The following is a 25,278-nucleotide window of genomic DNA, read 5'->3' as shown; positions in this document are numbered from 1 at the left end:
ATCGGCGCCATGCGCTATCAGTTTGAAAGCTGGCGCGGCGACCCCGTGTGGAAAGGAGTGTGATGCCCGAGAAAGACCCCGTCGATTTTCGTCCCCCGCAGCCTTCGTCCAGGGCCTGGGTGGGCTGGGTGGTGATGGCGGCGCTGGTCGCGGGCGCGGCCTGGTGGTTCGGCTGGCGGCCCGCGCACGCGCCCGAGGCGTCGCCCCCGGCCGCCGATGCCGCCGCGCCCGCCACCGCCCCCGCGCCGGCCGCCGAGGCCCCCGCATCCGCGCCGCTGGCCGAGGCCTCCGCGCCCGCCAACCCGGTCGACGCGCTGGCGCCCGCCGGCGCCACCTTGCCCGCGCTGGCCGACTCCGACGCCGCCGTCGCCCAGGCGTTGCGCGAGCTGCTGGGCGCCCAGCGCGTGGCGCAGTTCTTGCTGCCCGACGGCTTTGTGCGCCGCGCCGTCGCCACCGTCGACAACCTGGCGCGCTCCAGCGCACCCGCCCGCCTGTGGCCGGTGCAGCCGGCGCCCGAGCGCTTTCTGGTCACCGGCCCGGCCGACGCGCCCGCCGCCACCATCGCCCCCGCCAACGCCGCGCGCTACCACGCCTTCGTCGCCTTTGCCGAGGGCGTGCCGCTGGGCGCCGCCGTCCAGCTCTATGCCCGGCTGTACCCGCTGTTCCAGTCTGCGTACGAAGAGCTGGGCTACCCCGGCCGCTACTTCAACGACCGCCTGGTGGCCGTGCTGGACGTGCTGCTGGCCACCCCCGAGCCCGCCGGCCCCGTGGCCGTGCAACTCACCCAGGTCAAGGGCGAGGTGCCCTCCACCCGGCCCTGGGTGCGCTACGAATACGCCAACCCGCAGCTGGAGTCGCTGTCCAGCGGCCAGAAGATGCTGCTGCGCATGGGCCCCGACAACGCCCGCCGCCTGAAGGCCGTGATGACCGAGCTGCGCCGCCGCGTGGCCACCGGCGCCGTGGCCAAGGCCAAGGGCGATTGAGCGCCGCGCGCATCACGCGCGCTCGGGCGCGCCTTCTTCGACCCGCGCTTTCAGCGCCCGGTTCATGTCGTCAAAGCCACGCCGGGTGTCGCGATCCAGGCTGCCGCGCGATGGCCCGACCAACAGCCCGCTGAACCGCTCGCTTTGCTGAAAGCGCACCTTGCCCTCACCCAGCGGCTCGATGAGAAGGCGATGCTCGCCATCGAACACGCCAGGAAGGAGAAAGCGACCCAGCCACCGAAGCTCGCGCCCCGCATCGGCCGTGAGGACGACCGGCGAGAAGCGCATGGCCTTCCCACCGCTGGGCTGGACGGTGACTTCGAGCCGAGCCCCTTGCCGGGGCACACCGGCAATCGACTTGATGAAGGGATTCCAGTGCGGATAAGAGGCGAAATCCAGCAGAACGGCCCATACCCGCTGCGCCGATGCGTCAATTTCGATTTCGGTATGCAGGTGGTGCTTCGCCATCGGTCCCCCTGGTTGTCGGCGCCCGGCGCCCGGCGCCTTGCACTCGGCCGCGCGGCGCCCCCATCCGATCCCACTTGTCTCTAGCTCAGGCTTCGCTCTTGCTGTCCGGCACCGCCTGAGGCGCGGGCTCCTCCGCCACAGGTTCCTGACGCCCCGCCGCCTTGCGCTCGGCCTTCTCGGCCTTCTTTTTCTTCTTCTCTTGCTCGCGCTGGCGCTTTTCAAACTGGTAGTTGGGCTTTGGCACGGGGGCGATTCCTTTCGGGCTGGGTGGTGTCGAGCATAGCCGATGCAGCAGCGTCGCCCCAGGCTGGCCCGAGCGCCTTTTCGTGCGCTCAAGCATCCAAGGGCCAAGGCGGGCCACCACGGCCCGCGACCGACCCGAGCGCGGAGTCGGTCCCGGCGATACGCGGCGGCCCGATGCTTCCAATTCAATAGCTGTTCGCGCTTGTTGGGAAAGGGCTGGAGGCGAAAAACAGCCAAATCCGAAGGCCAAAAGGGAGCGCCCTTACTTGAAGACGGGCGCGGCCCACGAAAAAGCGCTGCGCCACGGAAGCGGCGCAGCGCTGCAAGAGTGATAGCTGGCGGCGCTTGCTGTGCAAGGGCTGGTGGCCAAAATGGCTTGAAACTGGCGCGGTGTATGCATGCGAAGCCCGGCGCAACGCCAAAACCTCCAAGGAGAAACCTTGGAGAAAGGCGAAACGCTGGAATAAATGCTGGCCGGCATAAAGCGGGAATATGAGAGGGCTAACGAATAAGTTCAGCCGCCGCCGTAGGCGGTCGGCTGCGACGTATAGTTAGACAAATAAGGGATTGCAAGAATTGACCCCTCTTGCCCTGATTTGTTCAATCATGATGGTATGGCTTTTCCATGGCAGCAACTAAAAATTAAGGTAGTTTCTCAACAATCTGGCTCACCGCCTCGTTCAAAACTTCGCCCATTGGGGGTTTGCTCGCGTACCCCTCTTTCTTGGTATCCGAAGACGCCTCCCAAAGAATTGTCCCGTTTTTATCAAAGATAGTATATTTCAGAGATATCTCAATATAAGGATACTGATACCATCCCGCATCTTGCTCTCTAATTCTACTGATTGAGCCTACTGCAATGGAGTCCACGCCAAGCACGCCAGCAACGGAACGTAGCGTAGAAGAGTTCGGCACTCCACTCTGAGTATAACCAACAATGAAATTGTTCCAGGCATCAGCGAGATTTGCATCATTTATTCTTTGAATTGCATCAGGGCCTGAAGAAATTGCGATACCCGACATTTTATTACGCAAACCGGTGACAAAACGCTGATTTGATGTGAGCGCTTGCCCGACATTAACTCTCTGATTGGTCAGTGGCATCACTGCGATACTCTTCACGCTGGATTTATTCAACACAGGATTTACGTAAGAGTCTACGCTACTTGTTGCTGCGCACGCCGTTAAAATAATAGCAGAAAAAACAAAAAATAATTTAGAGATAACAGAGTTCATTTTTCCTCCAGAAACAATATGTCGGCAAGGTAATTTTCAGGTTTATTTATTGATAATTGCGATTGTTCAATAAATGGTTACCCGGCAATAAAAACTAGACGGCTAAGAGATCGATAAAATGTTTCCATATTTTCTTCTAACTAAGATTAGACGACTTGGATGATATGGGGGATTGATCAACCAATGTCGTGAAATTTGTCACATTCCCTCTGATCTCGTTCATTCGTTCCATTTAGCCAAACCTAAAATCCGGCGGATGGATTCCGTCGACACCGACCCGCTCGACCCGGCCGCGGCGCCGCGCCCGCCCAAGCTGCTGGAGCAGTTGCGCACGCACCTGCGCACGCGCCACTACAGCATCCGCACCGAGCAGGCCTACATCGACTGGGCGCGACGTTTCATTTTGTATCACAACAAGCGGCACCCGAGGGAGATGGGGGCCGACGAAGTGGGGGCTTTCCTGAGCCATCTGGCGGTCGACCGGCAGGTGTTGGCGTCGACGCAGAACCAGGCCAAGGCGGCGTTGCTGTATTTGTACAAGCAGGTGCTGGGGGTCGACCTGCCCTGGCTGGACGAGGTGGTGCAGGCCAAACGCCCGCGCCGCCTGCCGGTGGTGCTGACGCCGGGCGAGGTGCGCGAGTTGATGCTGCATGTGGAGGGCGTGGCGGGGCTGATCGCGCAGCTGCTGTATGGCACGGGCATGCGGCTGATGGAGGGCGTGCGGCTGCGGGTGAAGGACGTGGAATTCAGCCGGCGCGAAATCGTGGTGCGCGAGGGCAAGGGCAACAAAGACCGCGTGACGGTGCTGCCCGAGAACCTGATCGCGCCGCTGCAGGCGCAGCTGCACCGGGCGCGGGCGCTGCACGAGAAGGACCTGGCGGCTGGCCTGGGGCGCGTGCACCTGCCGCACGCGCTGGCCGTGAAGTACCCCGACGCGGACAGGAGCTGGGCGTGGCAATGGGTGTTTCCGTCACCCGTGCGCTCGGTCGACCCGCGCCCGGACGCGCGTACGGGCCAGGCGCTGGAGCGGCGCCACCACGTGTTTCCCTAATCGGTGCAGCGCGCGGTGCGCGAGGCGGCGCGGGTGGCCGGCATCGACAAGCCGGTCACGCCGCACGTGCTGCGCCATTCGTTCGCCACCCATCTGCTGCAGGCCGGCTACGACATCCGCACGGTGCAAGAGCTGCTGGGCCACGCGGACGTGAGCACGACGATGATCTACACGCACGTGCTGAACAAGGGCGGGCGCGGCATCTTGAGCCCGCTGGATGCGTTGTGAGCCGGGGCTGGCTCCTTGATTTTCCGTACGAAATATCGTACGATACTGAGGTTTTTGGAGATCATCATGTCGACTTTGACTGCCAGCGAAGCGCGTGCCAACTTCTATCGCCTGATGGACCAGGCGGCGCAGTCGCACGAGCCCATCTTCATCTCGGGCAAGCGCAGCAACTCGGTGCTGGTGGCGCAAGAAGACTGGGCCGCGATTCAGGAGACCTTGTACCTGCTGGTGGTTCCGGGCATGCGCGAATCGATCAAGGCGGGCATGGCCGAGCCGGTCGATTCCTGCAAGACGGAGCTTGACTGGTGACATGGCAAGTGGTGTTCGCCAAACAGGCTCAAAAGGATGCGCGGCATCTGAGCTCGGCCGGGTTGAAGACCAAGGCGCAAGAATTGCTCAACCTGCTCGCCGAGAACCCGTTTCAAACCCCCCCACCGTTTGAAAAGCTGGTCGGCGACCTTGCCGGCGCCTACTCTCGACGCATCAACATCCAGCATCGGCTGGTGTACCAGGTACTGGAGGCGGAGCGCACCGTCAAGGTGCTTCGGATGTGGACGCACTACGAGTAGCCGCCATCAAACCCAGCCGCTCCCGCGCAACGACGATGCTCAACGCGATCCAGGCGAGACAGGACGGAGGCCGTCGTGAACGGTGTTGATCGTCGAGCCACCCACACCCCCCTGGCCGAGCGCCTGCGCCCGCGCACGCTGGCCGAGGTGGTGGGCCAGCAGCACCTGCTGGGGCCGGGCATGCCGCTGCGCATCGCGTTCGAGTCGGGGCGGCCGCACAGCTGCATCCTGTGGGGGCCGCCGGGCACGGGCAAGACGACCATCGCACGGCTGATGGCCGATGCCTTCGACGCGCAGTTCATCGCCATCAGCGCGGTGTTGGGCGGGGTCAAGGACATCCGCGACGCGGTGGCGCTGGCCGAAAGCGCGCAGGGTGGCCTGCAGCGCCAGGCCACCATCGTGTTCGTCGACGAGGTGCACCGCTTCAACAAGGCGCAGCAGGACGCCTTCTTGCCGCACGTCGAATCGGGCCTGTTCACCTTCATCGGCGCGACCACCGAGAACCCCTCGTTCGAGGTCAACTCGGCCCTGCTGTCGCGCGCCACGGTGTACGTGCTGCAGTCGCTCACCGAAGGCGATTTGAAGCAAATCGTGGCCAAGGCGCAGGATAGCCAAGCGCTGCCAGCTATCGAATCAGAAGCGCTGGAGCGCCTGATCGCCTACGCCGACGGCGACGCCCGGCGCCTGCTGAACACGCTGGAGACGGTGGCCGTCACCGCCGCGGCCGAGCAGCGCGACACGGTGGACGAGGCCTGGCTGCTGAAGGTGCTGGGCCAGCAGCTGCGCCGCTACGACAAGGGCGGCGAGCAGTTCTACGACACCATCAGCGCGCTGCACAAGTCGGTGCGCGGCAGCGACCCCGACGCCGCGCTGTACTGGCTGGTGCGCATGCTCGACGGCGGGGCCGAGCCGCGCTACCTGGCGCGGCGCCTGGTGCGCATGGCCAGCGAGGACATCGGCCTGGCCGACCCGCGCGCGCTGCGCCTGGCGCTGGACGCGGCCGAGGTGTACGAGCGCCTGGGCAGCCCCGAGGGCGAGCTGGCGCTGGCCGAATGCGTGGTGTATTTGGCCGTGGCGCCCAAGAGCAACGCGGTCTACAAGGCCTTCAACGCGGCGCGCGCCTTCGTCAGGCAGGACGTGACGCGCCCCGTGCCGCTGCACCTGCGCAACGCGCCGACGCGGCTGATGAAAGAGCTGGACTACGGCAAGGGCTACCGCTACGCGCACGACGAGGAGGGCGGCTTTGCGGCCGGCGAGCGCTACCTGCCCGAGGGCATGGCCGAGCCGGGTTTTTATCAGCCCGTGCCGCGCGGGCTGGAGATCAAGATCGGCGAAAAATTGGCCGAGCTGCGCCGCCGCAACCGCGATGCTGGCAAGGCCTGAGGCGCCGCACGCCGCGCAAAAAACTTGTTTTAGTAGAGGGAAAACCCCGCCCTGAATTGGCCGGACGGGCGGCATGGCGCCGATAAAATCGCGCCACTTTTTTTGACCCGTGCAGCGGTTTGAACGGGATTCATGTCCGATTGCCCGAGGCGCCCACAAGGCAGCCGAGGGCCATTGAATGAACCACGGCGGCCTGGCGACAACGGGCTGTTCGACAGGAGACAAGCGTTATGGACATTCTGTTTCAGCAGATCATCAACGGCCTCGTGCTGGGAAGCATGTACGCCCTGATCGCGCTGGGCTACACGATGGTGTACGGCATCATCCAGCTCATCAACTTCGCCCACGGCGAAATCCTGATGGTGGGGGCGCTCACGGCCTGGAGCTCCATCGGTGGCCTGCAGGCCGTGGTGCCCGGCATGCCCACCTGGGTCATGCTGCTGCTGGCCACGCTGGCCGGCTGCCTGGCTTCCACCGTCGTCAACGTGCTGGTCGAGAAGCTGGCCTACCGGCCGCTGCGCAACGCGCCGCGCCTGGCGCCGCTGATCACCGCGCTGGGCATGTCCATCCTGCTGCAGGCGCTGGCCATGATGATCTGGAAGCCCAACGTCAAGTCCTTCCCCTCCATGCTGCCGACCGACCCCTACCTCATCGGCGACGCGGTCATCACGCCCACGCAGATCATGATTTTGGTGGTCACCGTGCTGTCGCTGGCGGTGCTGACCTGGGTCGTCAACTACACCAGCCTCGGCCGGGCGATGCGCGCCACGGCCGAGAACCCGCGCGTGGCGGCGCTGATGGGCGTCAAGCCCGACTTCATCATCTCGGCCACCTTCGCCATCGGCGCCATCCTGGCCGCCATCGCCGGCGTGATGTACGCCTCCAACTACGGCACGGCGCAGCACTACATGGGCTTTCTGCCCGGCCTCAAGGCCTTCACCGCCGCCGTGTTCGGCGGCATCGGCAACCTGGCCGGCGCGGTGGTGGGCGGCGTGCTGCTGGGCCTGATCGAGTCCATCGGCTCGGGCTACCTGGGCACGCTCACCGGCGGGCTGCTGGGCAGCAACTACGCCGACATCTTTGCCTTCATCGTGCTGATCATCGTGCTGACGCTGCGGCCCTCCGGCCTGCTGGGCGAGCGCGTGGCCGATCGCGCCTGAGGACGGGGAGAGACGACATGACGAAACAAAACAAGTTCATCGTCTTTCTGCTGTGCGGCATCGCGCTGCTGCTGGTGCCGCTGCTGCTGCAGGGGCTGGGCAACGCGTGGGTGCGCATCGTCAACATCGCGCTGCTCTACACCATGCTGTCGCTGGGGCTGAACATCGTGGTGGGCTACGCCGGCCTGCTCGATCTGGGCTACGTGGCCTTCTTTGCCGTCGGCTCGTACCTGTACGCGCTGCTGGCCTCGCCGCACCTGGTGGAGGAGTTTCCGGCCATCGCCGCCATGCTGCCGCACGGCATGCACACCTCGATCTGGCTGGTGCTGCCGCTGGCCCTGGTGGTGGCGGCCGGCTTCGGGGTGCTGCTGGGGATTCCGGTGCTCAAGCTGCGCGGCGACTACCTGGCCATCGTCACGCTGGGCTTCGGCGAGATCATCCGCATCTTCCTGAACAACCTGGACTACCCCTACAACATCACCAACGGGCCCAAGGGTGTCAACCAGATCGACCCGATCCACTTCTTCGGGGTCGACCTGAGCGAGCCGGTGCACTGGTTCGGCTTCGAGGTGGCCTCGGTCTCGCTGTACTACTACGTGTTCCTGGCCGCGGTCATCGTCACCGTCATCATCTGCCAGCGGCTGGAAGACTCGCGCATCGGCCGCGCCTGGATGGCCATCCGCGAGGACGAGACCGCCGCCAAGGCGATGGGCCTGAACGTGCGCAACCTCAAGCTGCTGGCCTTCGGCATGGGGGCCTCGTTCGGCGGCGTGTCGGGCTCGCTGTTCGCCGCCTTCCAGGGTTTCGTGTCGCCCGAGTCCTACAGCCTGATGGAGTCGGTGATGATCGTCGCCATGGTGGTGCTGGGCGGCCTGGGCCACCTGCCGGGCGTGGTGCTGGGCGCCATGCTGCTGGCATCGCTGCCCGAGGTGCTGCGCTACGTGGCGGGGCCGCTGCAGCAGATGACCGACGGCCGGCTGGACGCGGCCATCCTGCGCCAGCTGTTCATCGCGCTGGCCATGATCATCATCATGCTGCTGCGCCCGCGCGGCCTGTGGCCCTCGCCCGAGCACGGCAAGGCCGACCCGGAGCCGGCCGACAAGATCACGCCCCTGAGCGCGCAGGAGAACCCGCCCGGCATCGACTTTCCGGCCGACGCCGTGCCCGGCAACACCAAGCTGCGCCAGGACGCGGTCAACCCCTGAACGAAAGACGCAGCCATGAGCAACAGCGACATCGTTTTGAACGTGCAGGGCGTGTCCAAGCGCTTCGGCGGCCTGAAGGCCCTGTCGGACGTGGGCATCACCATCCGCCGCGGCCAGGTGTATGGCCTGATCGGCCCCAACGGCGCCGGCAAGACCACCTTCTTCAACGTGCTGACCGGCCTGTACACGCCCGACACCGGCAGCTTCGAGCTGGCCGGCCAGCCCTACAAGCCGACCGCGGTGCACCTGGTGGCCAAGGCCGGCATCGCGCGCACCTTCCAGAACATCCGGCTGTTCGCCGAGATGACCGCGCTGGAAAACGTGATGGTCGGGCGCCACGTGCGCACGCACTCGGGCCTGGTGGGCGCGGTGTTTCGCACCGCCGGCTTCAAGGCCGAGGAGGCCGCCATCCGCAAGCGCGCGCACGAGCTGCTGGACTACGTCGGCATCGGCAAGTACGCGCACTTTCGCTCGCGCACGCTGTCGTATGGCGACCAGCGCCGGCTGGAGATCGCCCGCGCGCTGGCCACCGACCCGCAGCTGATCGCGCTGGACGAGCCCGCGGCCGGCATGAACGCCACCGAGAAAGTGAACCTGCGCGAGCTGATCGACCGCATCCGCAAGGACAACCGCACCATCCTGCTGATCGAGCACGACGTGAAGCTGGTGATGGGCCTGTGCGACCGCGTCACGGTGCTGGACTACGGCAGCCCGATCGCCGAGGGCACGCCCGCCGAGGTGCAGAAGAACGAAAAAGTGATCGAGGCTTATCTCGGTACCGGAGGACACTGAGATGGCACAGACGCTTTTGAAGGTTGCGGGCCTGAAGGTGGCCTACGGCGGCATCCAGGCCGTCAAGGGCACCGACTTCGAGGTGCGCGAGGGCGAGCTGGTGTCGCTGATCGGCTCCAACGGCGCCGGCAAGACGACGACCATGAAGGCCATCACCGGATCGCTGCCGCTGGCCGGCGGCGACATCGAGTTTCTGGGCAAGTCGATCAAGGGCCAGGGCCCGTGGGACCTGGTGCGCCAGGGCCTGGTGATGGTGCCCGAGGGGCGCGGCGTGTTCACCCGCATGAGCATCACCGAGAACCTGCTGATGGGCGCCTACATCCGGCGCGACAAGGCCGGCGTGACCTCGGACGTCGAGCGCGTGTTCACCATCTTCCCGCGCCTGCGCGAGCGCAAGGACCAGCTGGCCGGCACCATGTCGGGCGCCGAGCAGCAGATGCTGGCCATGGGCCGCGCGCTGATGAGCCGACCCAAGCTGCTGCTGCTGGACGAGCCCTCGATGGGCCTGTCGCCCATCATGGTCGACAAGGTGTTCGAGGTGGTGCGCGACGTGTATGCGCAGGGCGTGACCATCCTGCTGGTGGAGCAGAACGCCAGCCGCGCGCTGGCGCTGGCCGACCGCGGCTACGTGATGGAGTCGGGCCTGATCTCGATGCAGGGCAGTGGCAAGAACCTGCTGGCCGACCCGAAGGTGCGCGCCGCCTACCTGGGCGAGTGAGCGCGCGGGCGCAAAAAGTCCCCCACGCTCCCCCGCTGCGCGGGTGTTCTTACATGCGCTCGAACACCGCCGCGATGCCCTGGCCGCCGCCGATGCACATGGTCACCAGCGCGTACTTGCCCTGGATGCGTTGCAGCTCGTAGAGCGCCTTGACCGTGATCAGCGCGCCGGTGGCGCCGATGGGGTGGCCCAGCGAGATGCCCGAGCCGTTGGGGTTGACCTTGGCCGGGTCGGCCCCCAGCCCCTGGGTGACGGCGCAGGCCTGGGCGGCAAAGGCCTCGTTGGCCTCGATCACGTCCATCTGGTCCAGCTTGAGCCCGGTGCGCGCCAGCACCGCCTTGGTGGCCGGTATCGGGCCGATGCCCATGATCCTGGGGTCCACGCCCGCGTGCGCGTAGCCCACCAGGCGCGCCAGCGGCTTGGCCCCGCGCGCCTTGGCGGCGCCCGCTTCCATCAGCACCACGGCGGCGGCGGCGTCGTTGATGCCGCTGGCGTTGGCGGCGGTGACGGTGCCGTTTTCCTTCAGGAACACCGGCTTCATCTTCTGGAAGTCCTCCAGCTTGGCGCCGGTGCGGAAGTGCTCGTCCTTGTCGAAGGCCACCTCGCCCTTGCGGCTCTTGAGCATGATGGGCAGGATCTGGCCGGCAAAGCGGCCCTCGGCCCAGGCACGCTCGGCGCGGTGGTGGCTTTCCAGCGCCAGCGCGTCCTGCTGCTCGCGCGTGATGCCGAATTCCTTGGCCACGTTTTCGGCCGTCACGCCCATGTGGATGGTCTGGAACGGGTCGTGCAGGGCGCCGACCATCATGTCGATCATCTTGGTGTCGCCCATGCGCGCGCCAAAGCGCGTGGCCAGGCTGGCGTAGGGCGCGCGGCTCATGTTCTCGGCGCCGCCGCCGATGGCCACGTCGCAGTCGCCCAGCAGGATGGCCTGGCTGGCGCTGACGATGGCCTGCAGCCCCGAGCCGCACAGCCGGTTGACGTTCATGGCCGGGGTCTCCTTGGGGCAGCCGCCGTTGATGGCGGCCACGCGGCTCAGGTACATGTCGCGCGGCTCGGTGTTGACCACGTGGCCGAACACCACGTGCCCCACGTCCTTGCCCTCGATGCCCGAGCGCGCGATGACCTCCTTGACCACGGCCGCGCCCAGGTCGACGGTGGCGATGTCCTTCAGGCTGCCGCCAAAGGTTCCGACGGCGGTGCGCACTCCGCTGGTGACGACGACTTCACGACTCATGATGCAAGGCTCCTGGGTTGGGTGATGGAAAACTGCCGGGTTGCAAGGCTTGCAGTATGCCGTGAACCGGGCACCATGTTGCGCTGCAGCATTTTGTGGTTGGATTGCTGCGCTCCGAAATCTTGCCCGCGCAACTCGATGCCCCGCGTCATCGCGAGGAGCGAAGCGACGCGGCGATCCAGCAGCGACGCCTATTGGGAGCGCGGGGCTGGATTGCTTCGCTTCGCTCGCAATGACAGCGAAGAGTTTCCCATGACGGAAACGTCGAGGGGCCTCCGCCTCGGCCCCAAGGGGGCAAGCAGGCATATCTCGTTCAGCCTGGATCGCGCACGTCGGCCACCGGGTTGTGGCCGAAGTCCGGTCGCTGCAGATAGGCCAGCACGCGCCGGGCGGCGGCTTCGGGGGTGGCCAGCTGGCCACCGGTCTTGAGTTGCTCGAAACGGGTGCGGTCGGGAAAGGCCTGGGCGTCGGCGCCGCGCAGCTGCACCTGCATGTCGGTGTCGATCACGCCCGGCGCCAGCGCGCACACGCGGGCGCCGTTGGGCTGGTCGGCCTCGTCCAGTGCGACGCACTGGGTGAACCGGTCCAGGCCGGCCTTGGCGGCGCAGTAGGCGGCTTGCGAGGCCATGGGGCGCCGCCCCAGGCCCGAGGAGATGTTGAGTACGCGGCGCTGGCCGCGCCAGGCGCGCGTGGCGTCCAAAAAGGCGGCGGTGAGCAGCATGGGCGCTTCCAGCCCCACGCGCAGGGCGCTGACGGTGCCGTCGTCGGGCGCGTCGCGCAGCGGCACGATGGCCGGGATGACGCCGGCGTTGTTGATCAGCGTGACCTGCTCGATGGCGTTGCCGTCCTGCCCGGCCAGCCAGGCGCGCAGGCGCGTGCTGGTGGCGGCGGCGTCGGCCAAATCGACCGGCCATTGCGTGAGGGTGGCGCCCGCCGCCTGCGCCTGCGTCGCCAGTGCGGCGCTGGGGTGGCGCGCCAAGGTGAGCAGGGCGTGGCCGCTGGCCAGCAGTTGCTGCGCCATGGCCAAGCCCATGCCGCGCGAGGCGCCGGTGAGGATGCTGAGGCGGGAGGGGGTGGTGTTCATCCCGCCAATCTAGCGCATGGGCGCTGCGCTCAGAGCGTGATCGGGCTGATCTTGGCGCCCGTGAGCGACACGCCGACCTCGATGCCGACGTTGTTCATCACGAAGCTGACCACCGGCTGCTGCGCGGTTTCGGAGTCGACCGAGCCGTTGGCGCCGACCTTGCCGATGGCCACCGTGGCGTCGGCGCCGGCGGTCCAGCCCTTGCTGGCCTGGAACTTGTGCAGCGCATCGCGCGTGCTGAAGATGTAGACCACCGACTTGGACTGCCCGCCCACCTGCCAGCCGACCGAGGCGCCGGTGGTGCTGTAGTAGCCGGCGGTACGGCCGCCCACGCGCAGCGCGCCGCGACCGTGCTCGGCGCCGATGATCAGGGCGCCGCCGATGACTTCCGGGAACACCAGCACACCGGCCGCCTTCTGCACCATCTCGCGCGAGCCCGGCGCCACCGTGTACAGGCGCTGCAGCGTGGTGTTGACCGCCGCGTCGAGCTTGGCGGCCGTGCTGAAACTGCTGTTGGACGACGGCGGCGGCGCGTTGTCGAGCGTGGTGGTGCAGCCGGCCAGGCCGGCGGCGCCCAAGGCCAGCGCCAGCACAAGGCCGGTCGAACGCGGGAAAGCGGGGGCGGAAAGGCTGGTTCTCATAAACACTCCTCGTTGTTGAACACGACACCGCCACTTTATGCGATTCGGCCGGCGCATGCTGGCCATGTTTGGCCGCGCGTCAGAACGGCGCCGACCGCTGCAGCGCCAGTGCGTGGCCGTCCAGCGGGTGGGCGAATTGCAGCGCGCCGGCGTGCAGCATCAGTCGCGCGGCGCCGTCGGGCGGGCCGTACAGCGTGTCGCCGACGATGGGGTGGCCGATGGCCTGCAGGTGCACGCGCAGCTGGTGCGAGCGGCCGGTAATGGGCTCCAGCGCCAGCCGCGTGGTGTCGCCGGCGGCGTCGCGGCGCAGCACCCGCCAGCGCGTGCAACTGGGCTTGCCGTGCTCGGCATCGACGATGCTGAGCGGACGCCGCGGCCAGTCCAGCCGCAGCGGCAGCTCGATCAGGCCCCAGCCGTTGGCGGCCTCGGCGTCGGGCACTTGGCCGTGCACGATGGCTTCGTAGCGCTTGTGCACGCGCCGTTCGGCAAAGGCCTGGCTCAGGGCGCGCTGCATGGCCGCGCCGCGCGCCAGCAGCATCAGCCCGCTGGTGGCCTGGTCGAGCCGGTGCACGACGAGCGCATCGGGCCAGCGCCGCTGCGCGCGGGCGCTCAGGCAGTCGGCCTTGTCGGCGCCGCGGCCGGGCACCGCCAGCAGGCCGGCGGGCTTGTCCAGCACCAGCAGGGCGGCGTCTTCGTGCACCAGCCATTCATCGTCGAATAGGCCGATGGCGCTTGCTGGGTAAGCGCCGGCAGCTATCATTAATGAATCGATCCCGAGGCGAGTCGAGCGGGCACCCGTTCGGTGTCTCGCGTCGGAGGTGCTGCCGGAAACCCCAAGAGTCGAATGGCCGCGGAGCAGGCCGTGCCCGCGATCGCCGTGGCCGGGGTCTCCCCGGTCACTGGCGACGCCCCCTTCGAGGGGAGAGGCGCAACAACGCGTAGCGTGTGGAGCCTGGGGGTGGTCACAAGACGCGGCAGAGCTCGAACACCAGCGCCGGCCCCAGGGCCTGGTTGAGCGCGGCGGCCGAGACGTGACCGGTGAATTCGGCGCCGACGGTGGAGGCCTGGAAGTCGGCGATGCCGGCCTGGTCCTGAATCTCGATGAAGGCGGCGGGGGTGCCGGAGTTTTCCAGCAGCTGCGCGCGCAGCACGGCGACGTCGCGCGGCGCCACGCTGGCGTCGTACACCACGGCGTCGGGCAGGCGCTGCAGGGCCTGCTGGCGGGCGTGGTGGGTGTCCTCGGCGCTGTCCATGATCAGGCCGTAGCCGGCCAGTGCCTGCAGGCACTGGGCGCGGCGCTGCGCGTTGTCGGACACGATCAGCACGCGGCAGCCCGCGATGCCGGCCGACACGCTGGAGGGCTCGACCTGCTCCTCGGCCGCGCGGCCGATCTGCTCGGGCGTGGCCGCGCGCAGGCTGACGCTGATGCGCACGTGCTGCTCCTTCAGGTCCAGCTCGGTCTGCGCGTCCAGCATGCGCGCCAGCTGGTGCCACAGCACCCAGCGCACGCCACGCCAGACGTTCGGCGGCGCGGTGGCGGGCGCACGGTGCGACACCACCTGCAGGCGCGGGCGCCCGGTGCTTTGCGAGGATTCGACGCTGACGGCGATGTCGGCGCCCAGCTGGCCCACCCACAGCAGCAACTCGTCGATCAGCTGGTACAGCAGGCTGGAGTCGGCATACACCAGCGCCGCCGAAAAGCCCTTGCGCACGGTGATGCGCCGGCGGCGCAGCCAGTCGCTGCGGGCGGTGAGCGCGGCGTGCGCGACGTCGGCCAGGTTCAGCACCTCGCGCCGCTGCGGCGGCGGGTCTTCGCACAGGCGCAGCACGTGCTGCGCGGCCATGCCGGCCTGGCGCGCGCGCTCCACCGCGTCCTGGATCGGCATCAGGCTGCGCACCAGGCCGGGCTCCAGGCGGTTCAGGCGCGTGAGCTGCTCGGTGGCGGTGTTCAGCGAGGTGGCGACTTCCTCGCCCAGCTGGCGCACCATGTCCTGCCAGGACGGCCCCTGGGCGTCGGCGTCGGACGCGTGGGCGGCGGCTGGCGCTTCCGGCGTGAGCCGGCCCGCCGCCGGCGGGGCGGCGGCGCGGTTCTGCGCGTCGGAAAACCAGCTCAAACCCATCGGAGACTCCCTCGTGTGGCCTTGTCGGTTCGCCGGGGTTGTCGCGGCGAGCGTGCCTTGTATGAACGGGAAGTATAGGTGGCCCGCGCAGACCGCCATCCGGCCGGCCGACGGAAGGCTAGCGCTTGGCGACGGGCGCGTTGCGCTGGCGCAGGCTGTGCACCTCGAGCGCGCTGAGCTCGCTGGCCGAGTTGCCCCAGGCCGTGCGCACGTAGCTCAGCACGGCGGCGATCTCGGCGTTGCTGAGCGTGAGCACGAAGGGCGGCATGCCGAAGGGCCGCGGGTAGCCCGCGGTGGCGGCGTTGAAGCCGCCGTACAGCACGTGCTGCAGCAGGTTGTCGGCGGGCGCCATGGTGACGGCCCGGTTGCCGGCCAGCGGCGGATAGGCCAGGCCGCCCACGCCCTGGCCCTGCGCGCCGTGGCACTGGGCGCACTGCTTGTCATACACCTTGGCGCCGGCCAGCGCCACCGGGCTGGGCGCGCGCGGCTGGGATGGGGCGGCCGGCGCCGGCGCGGCGGTCTGCGGCAGCGCTTTCAGATAGGTCGCCATGGCGGCGGCGTCGGCATCGCTCAGGTACTGGGTGCCGTGCAGCACCACCTCGGCCATGGGGCCGCTGGCACGGCCGTGCCCGGTCACGCCGGTTTGCAGCAGGCGGGCGATGTCGGCGGTCGTCCAGTCGGCCAGGCTGGCTTGGCGCGCGTCGTGCAATGACGGCGCGTACCAGCCCTGTCCGCCCAGCCGGTTGCCGCCCAGCTGGCGCCAGTCGGCGCCGCCCAGCGCGTCGCGCGTGGCGTGGCAGACCGAGCAGTGCGCCACGCCGCGCACCAGGTAGGCGCCCTGGTTCCAGCGCGCGTCCTGCGCCGGCTCGGGCGCCAGGCTGCCGGGCCGGAAGTACAGCGCGCGCCACACCGCCAGCGCGGCCTGCGTGCCATAGGGCCAGCGCAGCGCGTTGGCCGGCACCGGCGTGGGGCTGGCGGGCAGCTGGCGAAACCAGGCGAACAGCGCGTCGGAGTCGGCGCGCGTCAGCAGCGTGGTGTGGGTGTACGGAAACACCGGCACCAGCAGCCGGCCGTCGGCCGCGCGGCCGTGGTGCAGGGCGCGCCAGAAGGCGGCCGCCGACCAGCGGCCGATGCCGTGCTCGGGGTCGGGCGTGAGGTTGCTGGTGTAGGCGGTGCCGAAGTCGGTGGCGATCGCCAGCCCGCCGGCGCCGGGCGCGCCGCCGCGCGCGGTGTGGCAGGCCAGGCAATTGCCGATGCGCGCCAGGTAGGCGCCGCGCTGCAGCTGGGCTGGCGCGTCGGCCACCGGGACGGGCGGCTGGTTCAGGTCCACGCCGTCGTTGAAGTTGATCTGCCACAGCGCCGCCAGCGCCAGCAGCGCCAGGGCCACGAGGGCCGCCAGGATGCGGGTCAGGCGCCTCATCGCGCGGCCTCGGCGGCGAGGGGCGCGCTGCCGCAGCGCAGGTCGGACGCGGGTGGGCGCTCTTGCGCGGGCGCGGGCGCCGGGTGGGTCTGCGCCGGCACCGGCTGGCTGGCCAGCCAGCTGACGACGGCGTGGGCGTCGACGTCGCTCAGGCGGCGCACCACCTCGGCCATGCAGTCGGGTGCGTGGGCGCGGCGCTGGCCGGTCTTCCAGCCGCCCAGCTGCGCCGTCAGGTAGTCGGCCGGCAGGCCCAGCAGGGCCGGAAAGCGCGGCTGCACGCCCATCAGCGCCTCGCCATGGCAGGCGGCGCAGGCCGGCAGGCGCTGCGCGGCGTCGCCCTGCAGGGCCAGCGTGCGCCCGCGCTGCAGCAGGGCGGGCGCGGGCGCCTGGGCCGGCGCGGCGGGGGGCGGGTAGGGCACGTCCAGCGCGGCGAAGTGCTGGGCGATCTCCATCAGGTAGGCATCGCTCAGCACATCCACCATGTCGATCATCAGCCCGTAGGGGCGCCGGCCGTCGCGAAAGTTGAGCAGCTGGTTGTACAGGTAGCCGGCGGGCTTGCCGGCCAGGCGCGGGTAATAGCCGTCGGGGCCGGCGCGGCCCTGGTCGCCGTGGCAGGCGGTGCAGGCCAGGGTGCGCTGCGCCATGTCGTCGTGGAAGGGGGGCGCGGTCTGCGCGCTGGCGCTGGCCAACAGGCCCCCGCTCAAAAGGCAGACGATGGCGCACAGGCCTTGGATGAAACAGCGCATCGGGACGAACAGGCTACAGGTCGGCACGCCGTGAAGCACGGCAGAAACGGCGCACCGGGTGGGGCGCGCGGGGCGGCCATTTGTATCACACGACGCGTGCAAAGCGGCGCGCTGCGGAGGGCGCGCGACAATCCCGGTCTTGCCCGCCCACGCCCGCCCCTTGCCGCCCCACGCCCGATGCTGATTCTTGCCCCCATGGAAGGCCTGCTCGACCACGGCCTGCGCACCGCGCTCACCCGGGTGGACGGGGTGGACCGCTGCGTGTCGGAGTTCATCCGCATCACCGACCAGTTGCTGCCGCTGCGCAGCTTCACGCGCATCGTGCCCGAGCTGCTGCGCGGCAGCCGCACGCCCTCGGGGGTGCCGGTGCGCCCGCAGCTGCTAGGCAGCGACCCGGCCTGCCTGGCCGACAACGCCGCGCGCCTGGCCGAGCTGCAGCCGGCCGGCATCGACCTCAACTTCGGCTGCCCGGCCAAGACGGTGAACCGCCACCGCGGCGGCGTGGTGCTGATGGACGAGCCCGAGCTGATGCAGGCCATCGTCGCCGCCGTGCGCCGCGCGGTGCCGGCGCACATCGCGGTGTCGGCCAAGATGCGCCTGGGCATCGACGACGAGCGCCGCGCGCTGGAATGTGCCCAAGCGCTGGAGGCCGGCGGCGCCAGCGAGCTGGCCGTGCACGCGCGCACCAAGGCGCAGGGTTATCGGCCGCCGGCGTACTGGGAGTCGATTGCCACCGTGCGCCAAGGCGTGCGCCTGCCGGTGATCGCCAACGGCGACATCTGGACGGTGGAGGATGCGCTGCGCTGCCGCGCCGTCACGGGCTGCAGCGCGCTGATGCTGGGCCGCGGCCTGGTGCGCCGGCCGGCGCTGGCGCGCGCCATTCGCTGGCACGACGCCGGCCGGCCGATGGCCGACGCGGATGTGGACCCGTGCGTCGCCGCGCTGCCCTGGCCGCAGGTGCTGCCGCTGCTGGCCGAGTTCTGGCAGGACGTGTGCGGCCGCGTCGAGCGCCGCCACCGCGCCGGGCGCCTGAAGCAGTGGCTGAACCATTTGCGCCACGCCTATCCCGAGGCCCAGCAGGCCTTCGACGCGCTGCGCGCCAGCAACGAGCCCGAGGCCATCGCGGCCTGGTTGCTACAACATCAAGAGCTGGCCGCGCTTGCTGCACGGGCGCCAGAGGTCGAAATGACCGCATAAACCGCCAACCCGCCGCTCATTCGCGAAAAAGGACCTCTCCATGGCAAGCAGCCTGCTGGCCCTGCTCGACGACATCGCCACCGTGCTGGACGACGTCGCCGTCATGGCCAAGATCTCGGCCAAGAAAGCCGCCGCCATGACCGACGACGTGGCGGCCCTGACCAAGCTGTCGGCCAACAAGACCGCCGGCGTGCTGGGCGACGACCTGGCGCTGAACGCCCAGCAGGTCACCGGCGTGACGGCCAACCGCGAGATCCCGGTGGTGTGGGCGGTGGCCAAGGGCTCGCTGCGCAACAAGGCCATCCTGGTGCCGGCCGCGCTGCTGATCAGCGCCTTCGCCCCTTGGGCGGTGACGCCGCTGCTGATGCTGGGCGGCGCCTATCTGTGCTTCGAGGGCTTCGAGAAAGTGGCGCACAAGCTGCTGCACCCCAAGGCCGAGGACGAGGCGCACGCGGCCGAGCTGGAGGCCGCGCTGGCCGACCCCGCCGTCGACTTGGCCGCGCTGGAAAAGGCCAAGATCGCGGGCGCCGTGCGCACCGACTTCATCCTCTCTGCCGAGATCATCGCCATCACCCTGGGCACCGTCGCGCAGGCCGGCTTCTGGACGCAGGTGGCGGTGCTGGTGGGCATCGCCATCGTCATGACGGCGGGCGTCTACGGCCTGGTGGGCGGCATCGTCAAGCTGGACGATGCGGGCCTGTGGCTGAGCCGGCGCGCCAGCGCCGCCGCGCAGGGCCTGGGTCGCGCCATCCTGGCGCTGGCGCCGTGGCTGATGAAGTTTTTGTCCGTCGCCGGCACGGCGGCGATGTTCCTGGTCGGCGGCGGCATCATCGTGCACGGCGTGCCGGCGCTGCATCACCTGCTGGACGACTGGACCGCCGGCCTGGCAGGGGTGGCCGGCTCGCTGGTCAGCCTGGGCGTCAATGCCGTGACGGGCGTCGTCGTGGGCGCGCTCGCGGTCGGGCTGGTGAGCCTGCTGGGCAAGCTGCGGCCCAAGGCGGCCGCAGCGTCATGATTTTGAATGTTTTCGGCCTGCAGCCGGCATGTGGCAAGCGCAAGCAGCTATCAATAACATAGTTTCCGAGAGGGCATGCCTGTCGCCTGCGCGGCATGGCCGGGCGACGGGCGCGCCTAATTCCATTTCTAATTCAATAGCGCATCAATAATCCACGGCCAGGCGACGATGGATCGGATCCGTTCGCAGTTGCTCTCGAAGTCTCGCAGGGCGAGCTCAAGGTGATCTTCGAGCGCCTCCAGGCTGTCGAAGACGCGGTTGTGGAATCGCTTCTCGCGCAGCTCGTCCCACACGTGCTCCACCGGGTTGAGCTCCGGCGCATAGGGGGGCAGGCTCAGTAGGCGCATGTTGGCGGGCGGGTGCAGCTCACCACTGGCATGCCAGCCGGCACCGTCAAGCACCATGACGATGCGCTCGTGCGGGTGACGCTCGCTCACCTCGTCGAGAAACAACTGCATGCACTCGGTGTTGACGTGAGGCAAGATGAGCGAGTCCAACTGGCCGCTTGCCACATCGACGGCGGCGTACGCGTAGGTGTACTCGTGGGTCAACATGGCTTGGCACAGCGGCCGCACCGGCTTGGGCGCCCAGCAGCGGCGCACGTCGTTGATGCGTCCAAAGCGCGCCTCGTCCTGGAACATCAGCTTGATGGGGCCTTGCTGCGGCCAGTGCGAGCAGATTTCGGCAAGGCGCTCGGGGAGTTTTTTTTCCACTCCTCTTGAGCCAAAGGATCGCTTTGCGGATGGCGTTTGTCGGGGGCCAGCTTGCGCCAGCCGTGGCGGTGCAGCAGGTTGTAGACCGAGGACAGCGCCATGGGACGGCCCAGGGCAGCTTCGATTTCACACTTGACTTGACCGACCACCAGGATGCCGCCCGTGCGAGCGCGATCAAGAAAGGGCGCCAGCACCTGGCGCTCCTGCTCAGTCGTCATGTTCTGGTGGCGCCTGCCGCCGCGCGCGGGGCGCTGGCCGTCACCTGCAACCTCGCCGGCCAGGAAGCGATTGCGCAAGCGGCAGGTCCACGCCGGGGAGCGGCCGATGACCTGCGCGGTTTGCTCCAGGCTCAAGCCATAGTCCAGCGGCAACACCACCGCCTGTGCTTGGCGAAGCTGCTCAGCGGTCTGTGCGCCGGCCAGCATTTGACGGGCCGACTCCAGACTGTCGGCACCTCGGGCTGTTCTTGCCATGTCGTTCTCCTTGCGGGATCGGTGACATGGATATTATTGATCTATTGATATGGAAATGGAATAAGATCGCGGCGCGCGACACGCGATGAAGCCTCGGGCTTTGCACCGTGCCGCGCAGCGTTCTCAGGGCGGGGTGAAAGTCCCCACCGGCGGTATCGGGCCTTGGCCCGGAGCCCGCGAGCGCCTGTGCCTTCACACCGAAGGCGCAGGGTCAGCAGACCCGGTGCGATGCCGGGGCCGACGGTCACAGTCCGGATGAAAGAGAGCGCGACGGCGTGCGGCCGGCGCGGGGGCGACCTGCGCGCGGCCGTGCGTGCGCCGTGCGCCCTGATTCTGGCCACCCACTCGACTGGAGCTCACCATGAATCAGCCCACTGTCTCCCAAACCTCCGCGCCGCCGCGCATCGCCTTCGTGCAGGCCGGCTGGCACGCCGACATCGTGCGCCAGGGCCACGCCGGCTTCGTGGCCGAATGCGCGCGCCTGTGGCCGGGCGCGCCGCCTCAAGTGGCGGTGCACCAGCTGCCCGGCGCGTTCGAGATCCCGCTGCTGGCCCAGCGCCTGGCGCGCAGCGGCACGGTGGACGCCATCGTCGCCTGCGCGCTGGTGGTCGATGGCGGCATCTACCGGCACGAATTCGTCGCCAGCGCCGTGATCGACGCCCTGATGCGCGTGCAGCTGGACGAGGGCGTGCCGGTGTTCTCGGCCGTGCTCACGCCCAAGGACTTTCACGAGCACGAGACGCACCGCGCCTTCTTCAGCCAGCACTTCGTGGCCAAGGGCGCCGAAGCCGCGCGCGCCTGCGCGCAGACGCTGGCGGCGCACGCGGCTCTGGCGCGTCACGCGCCCGAGTGATGCGAGTGATGAGTGATGCGCGGCAAGCCCACGCGGCATACCGCCCTGTGACGTGTGCTCAAGTGCGATGTACTTTTTTGGGTCGGCCGGTGGCCACAAGGCGCCACCACGGAAATCCTGAGGGAGCGCGGCCTGGCCGTGGAAGCGGCCGGGGCATCAAGCCCCGGGAGCGTCGAGGACTTCCGGGTGCTGACTTTCGTAGGCGGCGGCAAGGCGCGGATCGATCTCGCGCACCTTGGCGTGACTGATCCGGCCGGTGCGGGTCATGTAGTCGTAGGCGAATTCGATCGCGTTCTGGGTTGGCACGAGTTTGTCCATCTCCTCGTACCAGCGCATGCTGCGATTGGCGGCGTCCCAGATTTTCTTCATTACGGGCATGCGCAGCTCGCGAAAGCGCGCGAGCGCGGCAGGCACGTCGTCGTCGGTTTCCCTGAACGCGTTGCACAGCGCCACGGCGTCGAGCATCGCCATGCGCGTACCCGAGCCGATGGAAAAGTGCGCCGGCCGCAGCGCGTCACCCATCAGCACCACGTTGTCGAAGTGCCAGCGCCCGTTCCAGATCACCGGGAAATTGCGCCAGTACGAGTTGTTTGACAGGATGGGGTGGCCGCCCAGCTCGCGCGCGAAGACTTTTTCGCAATGGCGCATGGCCTCGTCGTTGCTCATGCGATCGAATCCGGTGCGCTTCCAGGTCTCGTCGGTCACCTCGATCAGGAAGGTGCTCATCGCCGGCGTGTAGCGATAGTGGTGCGCGCAAAAAACGCCAGTGCCGGTTTCGTGGAAGCTCAGGCTCAGGGTGTCGAACGGCATGGTGGAGCCGCACCACATGAACTTGTTGGGCCGGATGTCGGTGGTGGTGGCGAACTTGTCGCGGTTTTCCTCGCGCACCCAGGACGACGCGCCGTTGGCCGCGAGGATCAGGTCGGCGCCCTTGAGCTGCGCGAGCGACGTGATCTCGGTGTCGAAGCGGATCGTGACGCCCAGGCGCTCGACGTGCTGGTACAGCAGCGAGAGCATTTGCAGCCGTCCGATCGCGGCGTAGCCGTTGCCGGCGATCGGCACGCTGGTGCCGTTGTGGTTGATCGTGAGGTCGCTCCAGCTCTCCATGTGCGGGCGCAGGTACTCGAACAGCTCGTTGTCGTCGGTGCGCAGAAAGTCCAGCGCCTGGTCGGAAAACACCACGCCGAAGCCCCAGGTGGCGCTGCGCGGTCCGCGCTCGTGGATGGTGATCTCGTGGCGCGGGTTCAGGCGCTTCATGAGCGAGGCGAAATGCAGGCCGGCGGGGCCGGCGCCGATGATGTCGATTTTCATGGGAAATGCTCCTGCTATTGGCCGGTGGCTTCGCGCGCCAGGTGGTCGGTGATGATCTGGCGCAGCTCGCGCTTGAGCACCTTGCCCACCGGGCTGGTGGGCAAGGCGTCGACGACTTCCAGGCGCTCGGGGATGTTGAACGCGGCCACCTTGATGCGCTTCATGTGTGCCACCATGTCGGCGAAGCTGAACGGCTGGCCAGCCTTGAGCACGACGAAGGCGCAGGCTTTTTCACCGAATTCCTTGTCCGGCATGGCCACCAAGCTGGCGGTTTGCACCGCCGGGTGCAGCAGCAGGATGTTCTCGACGTCTTCGCAGTCGATTTTTTCGCCGCCGCGGTTGATCACGTCCTTCTTGCGTCCTTCGACGTAGAGCGTGCGCCCGTGCTTGCGCACCACATCGCCCATCTTGTAGAAACCGTCGGGTGTGAAGGCGCTGGCGTTGACCTCGGGGGCATCGTAGTAGCCGCAAATGGTGTAAGGCCCGCGCGTGACCAGCTCGCCGGCGACGCCATCGGGCAGTTCGTTGCCCTCTTCGTCGATGATCTTGATTTCGTCGAATTCACTCACCGGCTCGCCCGAGCTGTTGAGCAGGATGTCCTCGCTGGCGTTCAGCGGCGTCATGTTGATCAGGCCCTCGGCGGTGCCGTAGACCTCCTGCGGCGTGACGTGCAGCTCCTGCATCATGCGACGGCGAAACTCGGGCGGCATGCGCGTGCCGCCGTTTTGCACCACCTTGAGCGAGGACAGGTCGTACTGGCCGATGCTGGCGTCGTCCAGCCAGCGCGCCACCAGCGGCCGCGCCGCGGCGATGACGGTGACGCCATGCTGCTGCACCGTCTGGAAGATATCGGCGGTTTCGGTCGACGGGCACAGCGCCACGGTGCCGCCGTAGCAGAAGGTGGCCAGGATGCCGGGCGAGCACAGGTTGTAGTTGTGCGCCAGCGGCAGGATGGGCATGAACACCGTGTCGGCATTGAAGCCCGTGGCGGCGCCGCACAAGCGTGCATTGAGAACGTAGTCCTGGTGCGTGCGTGGAATCAGCTTGGGTAGCGACGTGGTGCCGCCGCTCAGCAGGATGGTGCCGACGGCCTCGGCATCGACGCGCACGGCGGCCAGGCGCAGCTGCCGATCCGTCATGGCCTGGCCTTCGCGCACCAGCTCCTCGTGGCTGATCTGTCCGGCGCCGGCCTGGCCGACGATGACGACGTGCTTCAAGTGGGCAAACTCCTGCCGCAGCGCCTGGCCCAGCGCGCGGTAGTCAAAGCCCCGGATCGCGTCCGGCGCGATGTAGGCCACAGCCTGCGAGGCACGCGTGAAGTGGCGGATTTCTGTGTCGCGGTGCGCGCGCAGCGCCATGACCGGAATCGCGCCGATGCGCACCAGCGCCAGGTAGTAGAGGATGAATTCCACGCCGTTGGGCAGGTGCAGGACCACCCGGTCGAGCGGCTGCAGGCCGCGTGCCAGCAGGGCGGCGGCGAGGCTGGCCGACTGCTCGTCCAGCGCGCGGTAGTTCAGGCGCAACTCGCCCGAGACGAGGGCGGTTTTGTCCGGCGTGCGCGCGATGCTTTGGGCCATCATGTCCCACAGGGTCTGACCGCTCCAGAGGCCCGATTCGCGGTAGTGCCTGGCGGCCTCTTTGGGCCAGAAAACGCATCCTTGCTGCATGTGTGTCTCCTTGCGTTTCCGGTAGTTCAGGCGGCCGGGCCGATGGTGAGCGTGATTTCGCCCACGCCTTCGATATGGCCGGCGAGGTGGTTGCCCGTAACCACCGGGCCCACGCCCTCAGGCGTGCCGGTGTAGATCAGGTCGCCGGGCTGCAGGTGATAAAACAGCGAGAGGTCGGCGACGATTTCGCGGATGTTCCAGATCAGCTTGTCGATGCTCGACTGCTGCCTGACCTGGCCATCGACCGAGAGCGTGATCGCGCCGCAGGCTATGACCCGGCCGGGCATCGGGACGATCTCGGAAATTACCGAGGAATGCTCGACGTCCTTGCCCAGATCCCAGGGACGGCCTTTGTCGCGCGCCACCAGTTGCAGGTCGCGCCGCGTCATGTCCAGGCCGCAGGCGTAGCCGTAAACGTGTTCGTGCGCCTGTTTGGCCGGAATGCGAAAACCGGCCTTGCCAATGGCCAGTACCAGTTCCATTTCGTAGTGGTAGTTGTTCGTCTCGCTCGGATAGGGCGTGGTGCTGCCCGAGGGCGTGAGCGTGGTGGGAGACTTGGTGAAGTAAAACGGCCGCTCGACGCTCTTGTCCACCGGCTTGCCCATTTCGGCGGCGTGCGCGTGGTAGTTGCGGCCGACGAAGAACAGGCGGTTGACGGGCAGGCGCTGGGCGCTGCCCTGCACGGCGGCGCTGGCGACGGCGGGTGGAGCCCATAGGTAGGAAGCGGCATTCATGGATGGGGTCGTCCTTGGGGAGGGTGATCGAAAC

Annotated in this window: 27 protein-coding genes, 1 pseudogene and 1 riboswitch; of the genes and pseudogenes, 12 read left to right on the top strand and 16 right to left on the bottom strand. The window is 68.0% G+C overall.

Annotated features, from left to right (window positions below):
* Positions 1 to 62 precede the first annotated feature (62 nt).
* Positions 63 to 983, top strand: coding sequence for a DUF3014 domain-containing protein (locus ACWHMB_RS14290; RefSeq protein ID WP_377484709.1), 921 nt, complete (start codon positions 63 to 65; stop codon positions 981 to 983).
* 12 nt (positions 984 to 995) lie between these two features.
* Here ACWHMB_RS14290 and ACWHMB_RS14285 read toward each other — a convergent pair whose 3' ends face one another.
* The 4 genes from ACWHMB_RS14285 to ACWHMB_RS14270 all read right to left on the bottom strand — a co-directional run bounded on the left by ACWHMB_RS14285 (position 996) and on the right by ACWHMB_RS14270 (position 2,930).
* On the bottom strand, positions 996 to 1,451 hold the full coding sequence (locus ACWHMB_RS14285; RefSeq protein ID WP_377484707.1) for an SRPBCC family protein: 456 nt from the start codon (positions 1,449 to 1,451) through the stop codon (positions 996 to 998).
* 85 nt (positions 1,452 to 1,536) lie between these two features.
* Positions 1,537 to 1,695, bottom strand: coding sequence for a hypothetical protein (locus tag ACWHMB_RS14280; RefSeq protein ID WP_377484705.1), 159 nt, complete (start codon positions 1,693 to 1,695; stop codon positions 1,537 to 1,539).
* A 261-nt stretch (positions 1,696 to 1,956) separates the two neighbouring features.
* Positions 1,957 to 2,094, bottom strand: coding sequence for a DUF1010 domain-containing protein (locus ACWHMB_RS14275; RefSeq protein WP_377484749.1), 138 nt, complete (start codon positions 2,092 to 2,094; stop codon positions 1,957 to 1,959).
* Between the two features lie 242 nt (positions 2,095 to 2,336).
* Positions 2,337 to 2,930 (bottom strand): hypothetical protein, encoded by a 594-nt coding sequence (locus ACWHMB_RS14270; RefSeq protein ID WP_377484703.1) that lies wholly within the window; start codon positions 2,928 to 2,930, stop codon positions 2,337 to 2,339.
* Positions 2,931 to 3,186: 256 nt separating this feature from the next.
* Here ACWHMB_RS14270 and ACWHMB_RS14265 point away from each other — a divergent pair.
* The 8 genes and pseudogenes from ACWHMB_RS14265 (at position 3,187) to ACWHMB_RS14230 (ending at position 10,036) form a co-directional block, all read left to right on the top strand.
* Positions 3,187 to 4,209: pseudogene (locus ACWHMB_RS14265) on the top strand (integron integrase).
* 66 nt (positions 4,210 to 4,275) lie between these two features.
* Complete coding sequence (locus ACWHMB_RS14260; protein WP_377484701.1) at positions 4,276 to 4,518, top strand: type II toxin-antitoxin system Phd/YefM family antitoxin; 243 nt, start codon at positions 4,276 to 4,278, stop codon at positions 4,516 to 4,518.
* Positions 4,515 to 4,778 carry a Txe/YoeB family addiction module toxin gene (locus tag ACWHMB_RS14255; RefSeq protein ID WP_377484699.1) on the top strand — a complete coding sequence of 88 codons (264 nt, stop codon included), beginning with the start codon at positions 4,515 to 4,517 and terminating at the stop codon, positions 4,776 to 4,778. The genes ACWHMB_RS14260 and ACWHMB_RS14255 overlap by 4 nt, the downstream gene beginning before the upstream one ends.
* A gap of 75 nt (positions 4,779 to 4,853) precedes the next feature.
* Positions 4,854 to 6,161 carry a replication-associated recombination protein A gene (locus tag ACWHMB_RS14250; protein WP_377484697.1) on the top strand — a complete coding sequence of 436 codons (1,308 nt, stop codon included), beginning with the start codon at positions 4,854 to 4,856 and terminating at the stop codon, positions 6,159 to 6,161.
* A gap of 230 nt (positions 6,162 to 6,391) precedes the next feature.
* On the top strand, positions 6,392 to 7,321 hold the full coding sequence (locus ACWHMB_RS14245; protein WP_377484695.1) for a branched-chain amino acid ABC transporter permease: 930 nt from the start codon (positions 6,392 to 6,394) through the stop codon (positions 7,319 to 7,321).
* A gap of 17 nt (positions 7,322 to 7,338) precedes the next feature.
* Positions 7,339 to 8,526, top strand: a complete 1,188-nt coding sequence (locus ACWHMB_RS14240) for a branched-chain amino acid ABC transporter permease (protein WP_377484693.1) — start codon at positions 7,339 to 7,341, stop codon at positions 8,524 to 8,526.
* A gap of 15 nt (positions 8,527 to 8,541) precedes the next feature.
* Entirely contained in the window at positions 8,542 to 9,318 is a 777-nt protein-coding gene (locus ACWHMB_RS14235) for an ABC transporter ATP-binding protein (RefSeq protein ID WP_293221728.1), read from the top strand.
* Between the two features lies 1 nt (position 9,319).
* Positions 9,320 to 10,036 carry an ABC transporter ATP-binding protein gene (locus tag ACWHMB_RS14230; protein WP_377484691.1) on the top strand — a complete coding sequence of 239 codons (717 nt, stop codon included), beginning with the start codon at positions 9,320 to 9,322 and terminating at the stop codon, positions 10,034 to 10,036.
* A gap of 49 nt (positions 10,037 to 10,085) precedes the next feature.
* Here ACWHMB_RS14230 and bktB read toward each other — a convergent pair whose 3' ends face one another.
* The 7 genes from bktB to ACWHMB_RS14195 form a co-directional block, all read right to left on the bottom strand.
* Positions 10,086 to 11,270 carry a beta-ketothiolase BktB gene (gene bktB / locus ACWHMB_RS14225; RefSeq protein ID WP_377484689.1) on the bottom strand — a complete coding sequence of 395 codons (1,185 nt, stop codon included), beginning with the start codon at positions 11,268 to 11,270 and terminating at the stop codon, positions 10,086 to 10,088.
* Positions 11,271 to 11,583: 313 nt separating this feature from the next.
* Positions 11,584 to 12,354, bottom strand: coding sequence for an SDR family NAD(P)-dependent oxidoreductase (locus ACWHMB_RS14220; RefSeq protein WP_377484687.1), 771 nt, complete (start codon positions 12,352 to 12,354; stop codon positions 11,584 to 11,586).
* Between the two features lie 29 nt (positions 12,355 to 12,383).
* Positions 12,384 to 12,995, bottom strand: coding sequence for a BPSL1445 family SYLF domain-containing lipoprotein (locus tag ACWHMB_RS14215; protein ID WP_293221736.1), 612 nt, complete (start codon positions 12,993 to 12,995; stop codon positions 12,384 to 12,386).
* Between the two features lie 79 nt (positions 12,996 to 13,074).
* Complete coding sequence (locus ACWHMB_RS14210) at positions 13,075 to 13,755, bottom strand: RluA family pseudouridine synthase (protein ID WP_447648569.1); 681 nt, start codon at positions 13,753 to 13,755, stop codon at positions 13,075 to 13,077.
* Positions 13,756 to 13,957: 202 nt separating this feature from the next.
* A complete protein-coding gene (locus tag ACWHMB_RS14205) occupies positions 13,958 to 15,115 on the bottom strand; it encodes a hypothetical protein (RefSeq protein WP_377484683.1) in 1,158 nt (385 codons plus the stop codon).
* A gap of 118 nt (positions 15,116 to 15,233) precedes the next feature.
* Entirely contained in the window at positions 15,234 to 16,535 is a 1,302-nt protein-coding gene (locus tag ACWHMB_RS14200) for a c-type cytochrome (RefSeq protein ID WP_377484682.1), read from the bottom strand.
* Entirely contained in the window at positions 16,532 to 17,281 is a 750-nt protein-coding gene (locus ACWHMB_RS14195; protein ID WP_377484680.1) for a c-type cytochrome, read from the bottom strand. Before ACWHMB_RS14195 ends, ACWHMB_RS14200 begins: the two co-directional genes overlap by 4 nt.
* 177 nt (positions 17,282 to 17,458) lie before the next feature.
* On the opposite strand from ACWHMB_RS14195, the gene ACWHMB_RS14190 reads away from it, so the two are divergent.
* Together ACWHMB_RS14190 and ACWHMB_RS14185 are read left to right on the top strand one after the other, a co-directional pair.
* Positions 17,459 to 18,478, top strand: coding sequence for a tRNA dihydrouridine synthase (locus tag ACWHMB_RS14190; protein ID WP_377484678.1), 1,020 nt, complete (start codon positions 17,459 to 17,461; stop codon positions 18,476 to 18,478).
* A 40-nt stretch (positions 18,479 to 18,518) separates the two neighbouring features.
* Positions 18,519 to 19,493, top strand: coding sequence for a DUF808 domain-containing protein (locus tag ACWHMB_RS14185; RefSeq protein ID WP_377484676.1), 975 nt, complete (start codon positions 18,519 to 18,521; stop codon positions 19,491 to 19,493).
* A gap of 128 nt (positions 19,494 to 19,621) precedes the next feature.
* Here ACWHMB_RS14185 and ACWHMB_RS14180 read toward each other — a convergent pair whose 3' ends face one another.
* Together ACWHMB_RS14180 and ACWHMB_RS14175 are read right to left on the bottom strand one after the other, a co-directional pair.
* Positions 19,622 to 20,206, bottom strand: coding sequence for an IS630 family transposase (locus ACWHMB_RS14180; RefSeq protein ID WP_377516475.1), 585 nt, complete (start codon positions 20,204 to 20,206; stop codon positions 19,622 to 19,624).
* Positions 20,134 to 20,679, bottom strand: coding sequence for a helix-turn-helix domain-containing protein (locus tag ACWHMB_RS14175; protein WP_377516474.1), 546 nt, complete (start codon positions 20,677 to 20,679; stop codon positions 20,134 to 20,136). Before ACWHMB_RS14175 ends, ACWHMB_RS14180 begins: the two co-directional genes overlap by 73 nt.
* Before the next feature lie 115 nt (positions 20,680 to 20,794).
* Positions 20,795 to 20,950, top strand: a riboswitch (FMN riboswitch).
* Positions 20,951 to 21,040: 90 nt separating this feature from the next.
* On the opposite strand from ACWHMB_RS14175, the gene ACWHMB_RS14170 reads away from it, so the two are divergent.
* Positions 21,041 to 21,532 carry a 6,7-dimethyl-8-ribityllumazine synthase gene (locus ACWHMB_RS14170; protein WP_377481036.1) on the top strand — a complete coding sequence of 164 codons (492 nt, stop codon included), beginning with the start codon at positions 21,041 to 21,043 and terminating at the stop codon, positions 21,530 to 21,532.
* Between the two features lie 156 nt (positions 21,533 to 21,688).
* Here the strand turns inward: ACWHMB_RS14170 and ACWHMB_RS14165 are convergent, their stop codons facing one another.
* The 3 genes from ACWHMB_RS14165 to ACWHMB_RS14155 are packed head-to-tail and all read right to left on the bottom strand — an operon-like array spanning position 21,689 to position 25,244.
* A complete protein-coding gene (locus ACWHMB_RS14165; RefSeq protein WP_293221752.1) occupies positions 21,689 to 22,843 on the bottom strand; it encodes an FAD-dependent monooxygenase in 1,155 nt (384 codons plus the stop codon).
* Positions 22,844 to 22,857: 14 nt separating this feature from the next.
* Positions 22,858 to 24,510 carry a (2,3-dihydroxybenzoyl)adenylate synthase gene (locus ACWHMB_RS14160; RefSeq protein WP_377481033.1) on the bottom strand — a complete coding sequence of 551 codons (1,653 nt, stop codon included), beginning with the start codon at positions 24,508 to 24,510 and terminating at the stop codon, positions 22,858 to 22,860.
* Positions 24,511 to 24,536: 26 nt separating this feature from the next.
* The gene (locus tag ACWHMB_RS14155; protein WP_377481030.1) at positions 24,537 to 25,244 is read right to left on the bottom strand and encodes a fumarylacetoacetate hydrolase family protein; all 708 of its coding nucleotides are present in this window, start codon (positions 25,242 to 25,244) and stop codon (positions 24,537 to 24,539) included.
* Positions 25,245 to 25,278: the final 34 nt, after the last annotated feature.

Source organism: Ottowia pentelensis (assembly GCF_964341695.1).
The sequence above is the reverse complement of the archived record's forward strand: the minus strand, read 5'-3'. Positions and strand labels throughout refer to the sequence as shown.

Bases quoted from the DNA above. Each gene is read 5' to 3' on its own strand.
- ACWHMB_RS14290 (WP_377484709.1), top strand. From the start codon at position 63: ATGCCCGAGAAAGACCCCGTCGATTTTCGTCCCCCGCAGCCTTCGTCC.
- ACWHMB_RS14285 (WP_377484707.1), bottom strand. From the start codon at position 1,451: ATGGCGAAGCACCACCTGCATACCGAAATCGAAATTGACGCATCGGCG.
- ACWHMB_RS14275 (WP_377484749.1), bottom strand. From the start codon at position 2,094: ATGCATACACCGCGCCAGTTTCAAGCCATTTTGGCCACCAGCCCTTGC.
- ACWHMB_RS14270 (WP_377484703.1), bottom strand. From the start codon at position 2,930: ATGAACTCTGTTATCTCTAAATTATTTTTTGTTTTTTCTGCTATTATT.
- ACWHMB_RS14260 (WP_377484701.1), top strand. From the start codon at position 4,276: ATGTCGACTTTGACTGCCAGCGAAGCGCGTGCCAACTTCTATCGCCTG.
- ACWHMB_RS14245 (WP_377484695.1), top strand. From the start codon at position 6,392: ATGGACATTCTGTTTCAGCAGATCATCAACGGCCTCGTGCTGGGAAGC.
- ACWHMB_RS14240 (WP_377484693.1), top strand. From the start codon at position 7,339: ATGACGAAACAAAACAAGTTCATCGTCTTTCTGCTGTGCGGCATCGCG.
- ACWHMB_RS14235 (WP_293221728.1), top strand. From the start codon at position 8,542: ATGAGCAACAGCGACATCGTTTTGAACGTGCAGGGCGTGTCCAAGCGC.
- ACWHMB_RS14230 (WP_377484691.1), top strand. From the start codon at position 9,320: ATGGCACAGACGCTTTTGAAGGTTGCGGGCCTGAAGGTGGCCTACGGC.
- bktB (WP_377484689.1), bottom strand. From the start codon at position 11,270: ATGAGTCGTGAAGTCGTCGTCACCAGCGGAGTGCGCACCGCCGTCGGA.
- ACWHMB_RS14220 (WP_377484687.1), bottom strand. From the start codon at position 12,354: ATGAACACCACCCCCTCCCGCCTCAGCATCCTCACCGGCGCCTCGCGC.
- ACWHMB_RS14215 (WP_293221736.1), bottom strand. From the start codon at position 12,995: ATGAGAACCAGCCTTTCCGCCCCCGCTTTCCCGCGTTCGACCGGCCTT.
- ACWHMB_RS14210 (WP_447648569.1), bottom strand. From the start codon at position 13,755: ATGATAGCTGCCGGCGCTTACCCAGCAAGCGCCATCGGCCTATTCGAC.
- ACWHMB_RS14205 (WP_377484683.1), bottom strand. From the start codon at position 15,115: ATGGGTTTGAGCTGGTTTTCCGACGCGCAGAACCGCGCCGCCGCCCCG.
- ACWHMB_RS14200 (WP_377484682.1), bottom strand. From the start codon at position 16,535: ATGAGGCGCCTGACCCGCATCCTGGCGGCCCTCGTGGCCCTGGCGCTG.
- ACWHMB_RS14195 (WP_377484680.1), bottom strand. From the start codon at position 17,281: ATGCGCTGTTTCATCCAAGGCCTGTGCGCCATCGTCTGCCTTTTGAGC.
- ACWHMB_RS14190 (WP_377484678.1), top strand. From the start codon at position 17,459: ATGCTGATTCTTGCCCCCATGGAAGGCCTGCTCGACCACGGCCTGCGC.
- ACWHMB_RS14185 (WP_377484676.1), top strand. From the start codon at position 18,519: ATGGCAAGCAGCCTGCTGGCCCTGCTCGACGACATCGCCACCGTGCTG.
- ACWHMB_RS14175 (WP_377516474.1), bottom strand. From the start codon at position 20,679: ATGGCAAGAACAGCCCGAGGTGCCGACAGTCTGGAGTCGGCCCGTCAA.
- ACWHMB_RS14170 (WP_377481036.1), top strand. From the start codon at position 21,041: ATGAATCAGCCCACTGTCTCCCAAACCTCCGCGCCGCCGCGCATCGCC.
- ACWHMB_RS14165 (WP_293221752.1), bottom strand. From the start codon at position 22,843: ATGAAAATCGACATCATCGGCGCCGGCCCCGCCGGCCTGCATTTCGCC.
- ACWHMB_RS14160 (WP_377481033.1), bottom strand. From the start codon at position 24,510: ATGCAGCAAGGATGCGTTTTCTGGCCCAAAGAGGCCGCCAGGCACTAC.
- ACWHMB_RS14155 (WP_377481030.1), bottom strand. From the start codon at position 25,244: ATGAATGCCGCTTCCTACCTATGGGCTCCACCCGCCGTCGCCAGCGCC.